General features: G+C 33.8%; 11 protein-coding genes. 10 read left to right on the top strand and 1 reads right to left on the bottom strand.

Annotated elements, in window-relative coordinates:
- Nucleotides 1-24: 24 nt before the first annotated feature.
- From Q428_RS12755 to glmS, 7 genes are all read left to right on the top strand, one after another.
- Nucleotides 25-1,023 (top strand): daunorubicin resistance protein DrrA family ABC transporter ATP-binding protein, encoded by a 999-nt coding sequence (locus Q428_RS12755; protein ID WP_035381530.1) that lies wholly within the window; start codon nt 25-27, stop codon nt 1,021-1,023.
- Nucleotides 1,024-1,032: 9 nt separating this feature from the next.
- Nucleotides 1,033-1,857 (top strand): ABC transporter permease, encoded by an 825-nt coding sequence (locus Q428_RS12750; protein ID WP_035381528.1) that lies wholly within the window; start codon nt 1,033-1,035, stop codon nt 1,855-1,857.
- A gap of 10 nt (nt 1,858-1,867) precedes the next feature.
- The gene (locus tag Q428_RS12745) at nt 1,868-2,689 is read left to right on the top strand and encodes an ABC transporter permease (protein ID WP_035381527.1); all 822 of its coding nucleotides are present in this window, start codon (nt 1,868-1,870) and stop codon (nt 2,687-2,689) included.
- Between the two features lie 154 nt (nt 2,690-2,843).
- Nucleotides 2,844-3,341, top strand: a complete 498-nt coding sequence (locus Q428_RS12740) for a DUF8052 family protein (RefSeq protein WP_035381526.1) — start codon at nt 2,844-2,846, stop codon at nt 3,339-3,341.
- 27 nt (nt 3,342-3,368) lie between these two features.
- The gene (locus Q428_RS12735; protein ID WP_035381524.1) at nt 3,369-5,009 is read left to right on the top strand and encodes a carbon starvation CstA family protein; all 1,641 of its coding nucleotides are present in this window, start codon (nt 3,369-3,371) and stop codon (nt 5,007-5,009) included.
- A 178-nt stretch (nt 5,010-5,187) separates the two neighbouring features.
- On the top strand, nt 5,188-6,534 hold the full coding sequence (gene glmM, locus Q428_RS12730) for a phosphoglucosamine mutase (protein ID WP_035381522.1): 1,347 nt from the start codon (nt 5,188-5,190) through the stop codon (nt 6,532-6,534).
- 502 nt (nt 6,535-7,036) lie between these two features.
- Nucleotides 7,037-8,866, top strand: coding sequence for a glutamine--fructose-6-phosphate transaminase (isomerizing) (glmS, locus tag Q428_RS12725; RefSeq protein ID WP_035381520.1), 1,830 nt, complete (start codon nt 7,037-7,039; stop codon nt 8,864-8,866).
- A 361-nt stretch (nt 8,867-9,227) separates the two neighbouring features.
- Here glmS and Q428_RS12720 read toward each other — a convergent pair whose 3' ends face one another.
- Entirely contained in the window at nt 9,228-9,791 is a 564-nt protein-coding gene (locus tag Q428_RS12720) for a Uma2 family endonuclease (protein WP_035381518.1), read from the bottom strand.
- Nucleotides 9,792-9,997: 206 nt separating this feature from the next.
- Here Q428_RS12720 and Q428_RS12715 point away from each other — a divergent pair, with 206 nt between their 5' ends.
- From Q428_RS12715 to Q428_RS12705, 3 genes are all read left to right on the top strand, one after another.
- Complete coding sequence (locus tag Q428_RS12715) at nt 9,998-10,216, top strand: hypothetical protein (RefSeq protein ID WP_035381516.1); 219 nt, start codon at nt 9,998-10,000, stop codon at nt 10,214-10,216.
- 57 nt (nt 10,217-10,273) lie between these two features.
- Nucleotides 10,274-10,744, top strand: a complete 471-nt coding sequence (locus Q428_RS12710; RefSeq protein ID WP_242847843.1) for a DUF5680 domain-containing protein — start codon at nt 10,274-10,276, stop codon at nt 10,742-10,744.
- A 250-nt stretch (nt 10,745-10,994) separates the two neighbouring features.
- Nucleotides 10,995-11,203: transposase (locus Q428_RS12705; RefSeq protein ID WP_035381513.1), on the top strand; the 209-nt coding region annotated here is incomplete at its 3' end.

Genomic DNA, 11,203 nt, shown 5'->3' with positions numbered 1-11,203 from the left:
CACTATTAAATAGGGGGGATATTAATGGAAAATGCAGTTGAGGTTAGGGAGCTTAAAAAATACTTTACTACCTATAAAAGAAAATTTTTGAGAAAAACAGATAAAAAGGAATTTAAGGCGGTTGATGATGTTAATTTTGATATCCATAGGGGAGAAATATTTGGGCTTCTAGGACCAAATGGAGCAGGTAAGACAACTACAATTAAGATGATAACTGGTTTATTAAGACCAACAAGCGGAAGTGTTAAGGTTATGGGACTTGATGTTGATAAAAATCCCATGGAGGCCTTAAGAAAGATAGGTACAGTTCTTGCAGGGGACAGAAGTATTTACTGGAAACTGACAGCAAGGGAAAATCTTGAGTATTTTGGAGCTTTATACGGTCTTGACAGAAAGGAAGCTAAAAATAGAACACAGGAAATTCTTGATAGACTTGGTCTTACTGAAAAGGCAGATGAACTTGTTGAAAAGTTTTCCACTGGTATGAAACAAAAAGTAGCCCTTGGGAAAGCACTAATTCCTAATGCACCTGTAGTACTCCTTGATGAGCCAACACTTGGACTTGATCCCCAGTCTGCACTTAATTTAAGGGAAATAATTATGGATATAAAAAAAGAAGGAAGAACAGTGCTTTTAACCACACATTATATGGAGGAAGCAGACTTTCTATGTGATAGAATAGCCATAATAGATGGTGGTAAAATAATAGCTCTAGATACTCCTGAAAATTTAAAGAAAAAGATAAATGAAGTGAAATTAATAAAAATTGAAATTCAAAAGGTAAATGAGAAACTTTTAGAGGACATAAGAAACATCAAAGATATACAGCAGGTCATAAACAGTTACAATAGTGATAAAGGCAGCTATGAACTTACAATACATCATGTCGATGGCGAAGATATAATTCAAAAAATAATCGATGTAACTTTTCAGAATAAAACCAGAATCCTAAATGTTAATGTTATAGAACCATCCCTTGAGGATGTATTTATCCACTTAACTGGTAAGAGCTTAAGGGAGTAGGTGATTGTTATGAATAATTTAAGGGTGATATATGCAGTAGCTAAAAAAGATTTATCAAGCCTTTTCAGGTACCCCACCTGGATAATATCAATTTTAATATGGCCCTTGATATTTCCTCTTATGTATATTGTAAGTGCCATTGGATTTTCAGGGCCAGACAGGTCAGGCCTCAGCACATTTAAAGCAGCAACAGGAACAGCTGATATAATTGGGTTTATTGTAATAGGCACAATGGTTTGGATGGCAGTAAACCTGACTATGTGGAATTTTGGGGGATATCTTCGAAATGAGCAGATGAAGGGAACACTAGAATCTAATTGGTTATGTCCAATAAATAAATTTGCTTTCCTTCTGGGTGGGGGAGTAATTTCAATTGTTTTATCCCTTATTTTCTCAATAGTTTCAGTAGTTGAATATAGACTTATCTTTGGAGTACATTTTACAGGAAATGTTTTTGAATGGATTCTAATATTTTTAATTATTATGCCGGCGGTTTTTGGTTTAGGAATGGTTTTTGCAAGCCTTGTTCTTTGGGCTAAGCAGGTAAATGCAATGGTAAATGTAGTAAGAGGATTAATGATGATTCTCTGTGGGATAACCTTCCCTATAAGCATAATGCCTGGATGGATGCAGTTTTTAGCGAAATTTATGCCTTTTACCTATGGTATTGAGGCGGCAAGACAGGTTATGGTAAAGGATAAATCAATAATGGAAGCCGGTGCTAATATATTAGCATGCTTAGGAGAGGGTGCAGTACTTATGATAGTTGGGAAAATAATCTTTAACATGATAGAAAATAGAGTAAAATTATCAGGCTCCTTAGAGCGTTTTTAGGGGGGATAAAATGAGGAGATGGTTGATTGTTATAAAAGCCAGGTTTTTGATAAGTATGAAAATGTATTTCAGATATCCAATCAATGTAATAATGACTCTTTTTGAACCATTGATGTGGATTACGCCCTTTTATTTTATGGGAAAAACCTTTAGTCAGGATGGAAATATGACAGGTTTTCAAAAATATACAGGTAATTCAGATTTTGTAGGTTTTTTGGTATTAGGATATATGATAACAAGTTATGTTTCTACGGTTTTCTGGTCCATGGGTTTTTCCTTAAGGGAAGAGATGACACAGGGTGTATTAGAATCAAACTGGAGTGCTCCTGTTAATAGAACCACTCTATTAGTAAGCAAGAGTTTATTTCAGTTTTGTGCTACCACCTTTGAGGTTATTTTAACAGGTATTGTATGTCATTTTGCCTTTGGTTTTACAATTACATCAAACCTGTTAAAGGCAATTGGATTTTTAATCCCAAGTTTGATAGGGATGATTGGTATCGGCATGGCAGTATCAGCCTTGGTACTTTTAGCAAAGGACGCAAATCCTATTATTGATTTATCCAACTCAATTGTTGCTGGTTTGTCAGGAAGTTTCTTCCCAATAAAGGTTATGCCTAAGGGTTTAATGTTTATATCATTAGCTCTGCCCTTAACATATATATATGACAGCAGCAGGGCACTTTTGATAAATCAGGAGCCACTATTTTCTTTAAAAACTGAATTTTTGATAATTGTAGCCTCCATGTTTATCTTCACCATTTTAGGGAGTTATGTTTTTTCAAAGGTGGAAAGAAGATGCAGGATGCTTGGAAATCTGGGGACACACTGAAAATAATATGACAGGCTTTGTGTATTAAATGAAGTACTAAATTTTAATATACAAAGCCTGTCAGTTTTTGCGAAAAAATTAATATATAAATTTAAAGGAAAAATTATACAAATAAAGAAATTATTATAAAAATAAACATTGAAGGGGATATTTTATGAATGCCAATGATTATTTAGACCTTTTAGAAATTAAATTTCAGAAATATTTTGATGTATCTAGGAATATGTATATATTGGATAATAAAATAGATATGTTTGCTATATGTAATGTGGTAAATTCCAGGACATTTATAACTCAAAATGATATTGTTGACAGTTATGAAAATAATGAGTACTGCTTTGTAAAGGTTTTTGACTGTATAGATTCAATGGATATAATTTATTTTTGTGATTTTTTAAAGGAAGCTTTAATGAAGTTTGTAAAACCAAAGGCAAATCATATGAATTCCTTTATAACAGGGGTTATTGTTTGTGACGGGTTAAAAGAGGAAGTTATTGACCTTGTAAAAAAATTTAAATACTCTAAGGCATATAAATTTTATCTTTATGGATGGAGTGAAATAAGACTGATATTAATAGATATGAAGTCTAAAAGGGTTATTTCAAATAAGCCAGGTAAAAAAGTTATTAAGGTGTATCAATTTACATCTTAAAATAAATAAAACAAAGGAGGTCTTTTTATGAATTCATTATGGCTTCTTGTTGTTGGCATTATATTGTTCATACTGGCTTACGTAAGTTACGGCGGATACTTAGCAAAGAAATGGGGAATTGACCCAAAACGTGAAACTCCTTCTCACACAAAATATGACAACATCGATTATGTTCCAACTAATTCAAAGGTACTTTTAGGACACCATTTTTCATCAATAGCAGGAGCAGGACCTATTGCAGGACCAATTCAGGCTGCTATTTTTGGCTGGCTTCCTGTATATCTTTGGATAATAATAGGAAGTATATTTGTTGGTGGTGTTCATGACTTTGGTTCAATGTTTGCATCTGTAAGGCATGATGGTAAATCCATAGGAGAAATAATAAAATCCACAATAGGAAAAAGGGGAAAAATATTATTTAACCTTTTTGCATGGCTGGCTTTAGTCCTTGTAGTAGCAGCATTTACAGATATAACAGCTTCTACCTTTGCTTTTGATCAAGCAAAACCAGAATTACTTGCTGGAGCAAGAGCAGGTACAGCATCTGTTCTTTTTATTGCTCTAGCTGTTATTTTTGGTTTTGCAGTTTACAGAAAGGGAGCAGGACTTGCGGTATCATCAGTTGCTGGAGTTATTTTGCTCTTTATATGTGTATATATAGGCTACATCTTCCCTATATTTAAATTTTCAAAATTAACATGGCAGATAATTTTATTAATATACATTACCTTTGCTTCTATACTTCCAGTATGGCTTTTATTACAGCCAAGGGATTATTTAAGTTCCTTCCTTCTCTATGCTATGGTTATTGGTGCAATACTTGGAATTATAATTACCCATCCAACATTACAAATTTCAGCAACTACTGCTTTTACAGTTGGTGAAGGTGCAAAGGCTCAATATCTCTTCCCAATACTTTTTGTAACTGTTGCATGTGGTGCTGTTTCTGGATTCCACTCTTTAGTTGGTTCAGGTACATCATCAAAACAGATAGATAAAGAAGAGGATACAAAGTTAATAGGTTATGGTGCAATGCTTATAGAGGGTGTTGTAGCTATTATTGCATTGATATCTGTTGCCTATGTAGCTAAAGCAGAAGGTACTCCAGCTTCTATATTTGCTAGCGGAGTGGCTGAATTTATGAGTAGCTTCGGTGTTCCAGTTCAGGTTGGAAAGGTTTTTGTAACACTTGCATTTGCTTCTTTTGCCTTAACAAGTTTAGACACAGCAACAAGAATTGCAAGGTATATATTCCAGGAATTCTTTGAGGAAGTAGGTAAGGGCAAGAAATCAATATTAACAAATACTTATGTTGCAACAATAGTTACAGTTGCAGCTTCAATTGGACTCCTTGTTTATGGTTATACAAATATATGGCCAATTTTTGGAGCTTCAAACCAATTAGTTGCAGGTCTATCACTGTTAGCATTAACTGCTTGGTTTGCAAAGACAGGAAAGAAGACAATAATGACATTGATTCCAATGATATTTATGTTCTGTGTTACATTAACAGCCCTTGTAATATTAATCAGAAATTTCTTTATCGGAGGCAAAACAGTGCTCCTTGTAGTTGCAGTTCTTTTACTTGTTCTTGCAATAGTTCTAATAATTGAAACAGCAACAACATTTAAGAATGTAAAGACAAAGTCAGGTAATATTAAAGCGTGATTTTAAAGGCCCTCAGATGAGGGCTTTTGTGTTTTTAAAATTTTTAAGGGTAGTAAAAAGTGAATTAATATGAGGGTATATGAATTTATTATGGAAAATAATACCTATGCAATTGAAATTTTAATCATGGTATGATAAGATACAGTTGTTTAAAATTTATACACGGGGAGAGTTTAAAATGGGAAAAATGTTTGGAACCGATGGAGTAAGAGGAATTGCCAATACAGAATTGACAGCAGAACTTGCATATAAACTTGGCAGGGCAGGAGCTTATGTATTAACAGAAGGTGCACACAAGCCTAATATAGTTGTTGGTATGGATACGAGAATTTCTGGTGACATGCTGGAGGCAGCACTGGTTGCAGGTATTTGTTCAGTTGGAGCACATGCAATCTGTGTTGGGGTGGTACCAACACCAGCGGTGGCATATCTTACAAGACATTATAATGCAGATGCAGGAGTAGTAATATCAGCTTCACATAACCCAGTTGAATATAACGGAATAAAATTTTTTAACAGGGAAGGATATAAGCTTCCAGATGAAGTTGAAGAGAGAATTGAAGCAATAATAGAAAATGAACTTAAAGAAGTTCCAAGTCCAACAGGCGGGGATTTAGGAAGAAGAGATTTTAACGATAAGGCAATTTTTGAATATATTAATTTTCTAAAATCAACAATTGATGTTGATTTTACAGGTCTTAAGGTTGCATTAGATTGTGCTGAAGGAGCATCATACTTTGCAGCTCCAAAAATATTTAATGAGCTTGGAGCAGAGGTTTATGTAATTCATAATGATCCAAATGGGAAAAACATCAACAAAAACTGTGGTTCAACACACATGGATGAATTAAGAAAATTTACAGTTGAAAATGGCTGCGATATAGGACTTGCTTTTGACGGTGATGCAGACAGATGTCTTGCAGTAGATGAGATGGGGAATGTTATAAATGGTGATTTCCTTTTAACCATATGTGCAAAGGAAATGAAGAAAAAGGGAACTCTTGCAAAGGATACTTTGGTTGTAACTGTAATGAGCAACATGGGGCTGGACATAGCATGTAACCAACATGAAATTAAAACAGTTAAAACTAAGGTTGGAGATAGATATGTTCTTGAAGAAATGCTTAAAGAGGGATACAACATAGGTGGAGAACAATCAGGACATATTATTTTCCTTGATTACAATACAACAGGAGATGGGCTTTTAACTGCCCTTCAAGTTGTTTCAGTTTTAAAAAAGAGCGGCAAAAAGATGTCAGAGCTTGCTTCTATAATGAAGGAATTACCACAGGTTTTAGTAAATGCAAAGGTTACAAATGATAAAAAGGATGCCTATACAAAGGATGAAGTTATTTTGGAGGAAATTTCTAAAATTGAAAGGGCCCTTGAAGGAAGAGGAAGGGTACTTATAAGACCTTCAGGAACTGAGCCCCTTGTTAGAGTTATGCTTGAGGGAGAAAATCAGGATGAGATAAATAAAATGGCACATGAGCTTGCAGAGCTGATTGTACAAAGAAGTAAATAACAAACAAAAAGGCTTGATTAAACTTCAAGCCTTTTTTGTTCATAATAATTTAACACACTAATGACGAAAATATTATGTAAAACTAGTTTTCCAAAAGCATATAATATTATATAATAGAGAAGAATCTCAACTTGAGTATCGAATATGTTTTTTAAATGTTTTAAATGTTTGGGCAGGAGCCTGAAATGTTTAAAACAAATTTTATTTTGGAGGTGAGAAATAAAGAGATAAAAAGCTGATTCAAATAATCATATAAAGCGCCGGAACTTATTTTATAAGTTGACGAGGACAGGGCTTATCGAATTATCGGCGGATACCCTGCGGCTTACCACCGAAAGAGATCTGACAAAACCATAAAGTGATTTATGGGACAAAAGGATCGGGTACAATACTTCAAGTTTGAGATTGGTTAGTTGATATAGAAAAACATCAAATGAAGTTAGGAATTTAATATGGAAATTCTCTAACATCAGCCGATATGGATTTGAAGGGAGATTTAATCATGTGTGGTATAGTTGGATATATAGGAAAAAGACAGGCAGCTCCATTATTAATTCAAGGATTATCTAAACTTGAATATAGAGGATATGACTCAGCAGGAGTTTCAATAGCAAATAACGATAAACTGGTTATAGAAAAAGCAGTTGGAAGATTATCAAATCTTGAAGCAAAGCTTAATGAAAACCCAGTGGAAGGACACGTTGGAATAGGTCACACAAGATGGGCTACACATGGAGCACCATCAGATGTAAACTCACATCCACATTATAATAAGGATATGACAATCAGTGTTGTTCACAATGGTATCATTGAAAACTATCTTCACTTAAAAGAATGGTTAACAACATTAGGATACACATTTAGAACAGCTACTGATACTGAAGTTGTGCCACATCTTGTTGACTACTTCTATAAAGGGGATTTAGTAGAAGCTGTTATGAAGGCATTAGATAAAATAGAAGGTTCATATGCCCTTGGTATATTATGCAGCCATGAGCCAGATAAGATAGTTGCAGTTAGAAAGAACTGTCCACTTATTGTTGGTCTTGGCAAGGAAGAAAACTTTATTGCATCAGATATACCTGCAATACTTTCAGAAACAAGGGATATATATCTTCTAAACGATGACGAAATAGTTGTATTAACTAAGGATAAGGTTGATATAATGACAAGAGAAGGTCTTCCAATTCAAAAGGAAGTATATCATGTAACCTGGGATGCAGCTGCAGCTGAAAAGGGTGGTTATGAACACTTTATGATAAAGGAAATCCACGAACAGCCAAAGGCGATTAAGGATACCATGACTTCAAGAATAATGCCTGATTCAGATGAGATAAAACTTGACGACATTAAGCTTACAGCAGAAGATTTAAAGAATATAGATAAGATATTTATAGTTGCGTGTGGAACAGCTTACCATGCAGGTATGGTTGGAAAATATGTAATTGAAAAACTTGCTAGAATACCAGTAGAAATAGATATAGCTTCAGAATTTAGATATAGAGATCCAATAATAAACGAAAGAACACTTATGATAGTAATAAGCCAATCAGGTGAAACAGCTGATACCCTTGCAGCACTTAGAGATGCAAAGAAACAGGGAGCAAGGGTTATAGCAATAACAAACGTTGTTGGAAGCTCAGTTGCCAGAGAAGCAGATGATCTGCTATATACTTGGGCAGGACCAGAGATAGCCGTTGCATCAACTAAGGCTTATACTACACAGCTTGTAGCTCTTTATATAATAGGCTTATACCTTGCAAAGCTAAACGGAAGACTTTCAGTAGAAGAGTACAGAGAAATAAGAGATGAAATGCTTTTATTACCAGAAAAGCTTGAAAAATTACTTGAGCAAAAAGAAGAACTTCAAAGATTTGCAAGCAACAACCATATGCACAGAGACATGTTCTATCTTGGACGTGGACTTGACAATGCTGTTGCACTTGAAGGAGCACTTAAGCTTAAGGAAATATCATATATCCATGCTGAGGCTTATGCTGCTGGAGAATTAAAGCACGGACCAATAGCTTTAATAGATAAAGGAATTCCAGTAATAGCACTTGCTACTCAGGAAGATTTATTTGATAAAACATTAAGCAACATTCAGGAAGTTGTTGCAAGAGGAGCTAAGGTTTTTGCAGTAGCATTCGAAGGACATGAAGACATTAAAAAGACTGCAGACCAAGTAGTATTCATTCCAAAAACAATGCCATTACTTGCTCCAATACTTTCTGTTGTACCGCTGCAGCTTCTATCATACTACGCAGCGGTAGAAAGAGGCTGTGATGTAGATAAGCCAAGAAACCTTGCTAAATCAGTAACAGTTGAATAATTAATATATATGTACGGAAAACTTAAAACAATTGCTTAGAAAATTTCATTCGTAAAAAGTGTATCAAACTGTAATTACCCCCTCCAGCCTGGGAAACTGGAGGGGTTTCATATTGAAATCAGAGATTTGCCTTATTACAATTTGGGCATAGGTCAAAACTTTATATAAGCATTTATTAAAAATTATACATATTTGCAGGTGGTAATAGTTTGGCAGAGCATGAGTTTGAAAGTTCAAGGGACATATATGAATTGATTGTGATTAATGTACAGCATTTCATTTCAATGAATTCCCAAAATCTATATTTTTATGGTTAATATAATAAAATTCTAAGTATATGTTCCTATTTATTTTATAAAGGTTAGCTAAATAAAGTTTCTATGTTTAGTGTAAATTTGTTTAAAATCTTAGAGGTTACAATACCACTATTTTTAGCTACATCGATTAGTTCATACATATTGTTTTCATCGAGACTATAAATTTGCACTGTATTAATCAATGGATTTACAATCCAATACTCTTTAACTCCATATTTCATATACAAATTAAGCTTTACTACGAGATCATTGGCTTGGTTGGATGGGGAGACTATTTCTATTATAAGTGTTGGTACACCAAGATATTTATTATCTTGGAGGCCCGTTTTATCACAAATAACAGATATATCCGGTATAACTACCTTATCATCCGGTATATCATCTTTATGTAATTGTATATCATAAGGGGCTGAAAAGACTTCACAGTTTGTTTCTTCTAATAAGTTAAACAATTTTGCATATAATTTGCCAGATATTCTTCGATGCTGCGTAGAAGGTGATGGTGACATATATACAATACCATCAATATATTCTAATAAATTATCACTAGATTCTCTTAATTTAAAAAACTCATCTATAGTGATCAATCTTTGCCGTGGCAAACTCATATTATTCAACTCCTTTGATATCTATTATTTAGATTATAACCAATTTTGTTTATGTGTAATAGATGTATTTATATTAAAAGAGCATGTATTTTATTTTTTAAATCGTTGTATGTTTATTTTACACTAAACAGATATAGGAATTTTATACTATAATTAAAGAATAGATTGATTTTAACAAGAATAAACTGAAAGGAGACCAACTTAAAATGAAAAAGCAGTTTGAGTGTTTAAGGTGTAAAGAGAAAATGAAGTATCTGAAAGAATACCGCTTTGATTCTCAGGATAATAATAGGGGAATATTGGGAGCCTTATTTGATATTGAAGAGTATTTGACTTTTGACATATATGTCTGCCCTAAATGCAGGCATACAGAGTTTTTCTTTACAGGAGCAAGGGAAGGGTTTGACGAATGGAATGACTGGTAAAGTTATTCTTTAAAGTTATGTAATGTTTATTTCATGTGTTTATGTGCAGGGGAAAGGGTGATAAAGACAATGAACTACACAGAATTGGCTTTAAAAGAATTTTTAACCAGAGCAAAGATAAATACATATGCTGGTGATGGTGTTTTATCAGCACCGTCAAGACCAAATTCCAAAGATTTACGGTATGAAGAGGGAGATCTTCTATACATAGACTCTTACTTCGGTAGTAGTGATTTTATTGGTGAAGAAGTAGTATTTGAAAATCAAAAGCCCATATGGGGAATGAATTACTATGGGAAGATGCTCATTGATAAAATTCCGCCAGGATTCACCAAATGCTTGAAAAGTGCATTAAAGGCAGTTCCTCTTGAAAACCCATTCAGAGGACCTGCTTTATTTGAACAGGATGGGTTTATTTATAAATGTTCATGGCAGGGAGATATATCTGAGTTTAATGGGAATGAGGCAATATACTTTGATGGTATTGAAATATATAGATTGTCTTTTCATGGCGGATATATAAAATAGTATTAAATATTTTACACACATCGTAAAAACAAACTTTTTATGGAGCATTTTTCAAAACCGATGCTTGAGATAATAAGTGGCAGTAGATGAAATTTGCAAGCCAATTAGTGAAAATTACATATAAATATGGAGTCACAATTAATACACGGATCTGGTGGGACATATAAGTGTTGTTTCAAACCAATGAATAACATTTATCTTCAAAGGAAATACTAAATGCAGAGTTAACTTTGAAGGGAGATGTTTTCTTATGCCAAGGCTAGCAAGGCAAAAGAAGGAAGACGCCATTTTTCATGTAATGGCAAGGAGTATAAGCGAAGTTGATTTATTTAAAGATGATAAGGATAAGCTTAATTATTTATCATTAGTTAAAAAATATCAAAAAACCTATGAATTCAGAGTATATGGCTACTGCCTTATGGATAACCATCTACATCTGATAATAGATGCCAACGGAGC

This window comes from Fervidicella metallireducens AeB (assembly GCF_000601455.1).
Lineage (GTDB): Bacteria > Bacillota > Clostridia > Clostridiales > Caloramatoraceae > Fervidicella > Fervidicella metallireducens.
Note: the sequence above shows the minus strand (reverse complement) of the source record. Positions and strands in the feature narration are given on the sequence as shown.

Coding starts and splice junctions, on each gene's coding strand:
- glmS (WP_035381520.1), top strand. CDS start 7,037: ATGTGTGGTATAGTTGGATATATAGGAAAAAGACAGGCAGCTCCATTA.
- glmM (WP_035381522.1), top strand. CDS start 5,188: ATGGGAAAAATGTTTGGAACCGATGGAGTAAGAGGAATTGCCAATACA.
- Q428_RS12755 (WP_035381530.1), top strand. CDS start 25: ATGGAAAATGCAGTTGAGGTTAGGGAGCTTAAAAAATACTTTACTACC.
- Q428_RS12750 (WP_035381528.1), top strand. CDS start 1,033: ATGAATAATTTAAGGGTGATATATGCAGTAGCTAAAAAAGATTTATCA.
- Q428_RS12745 (WP_035381527.1), top strand. CDS start 1,868: ATGAGGAGATGGTTGATTGTTATAAAAGCCAGGTTTTTGATAAGTATG.
- Q428_RS12720 (WP_035381518.1), bottom strand. CDS start 9,791: ATGAGTTTGCCACGGCAAAGATTGATCACTATAGATGAGTTTTTTAAA.
- Q428_RS12735 (WP_035381524.1), top strand. CDS start 3,369: ATGAATTCATTATGGCTTCTTGTTGTTGGCATTATATTGTTCATACTG.
- Q428_RS12740 (WP_035381526.1), top strand. CDS start 2,844: ATGAATGCCAATGATTATTTAGACCTTTTAGAAATTAAATTTCAGAAA.
- Q428_RS12715 (WP_035381516.1), top strand. CDS start 9,998: ATGAAAAAGCAGTTTGAGTGTTTAAGGTGTAAAGAGAAAATGAAGTAT.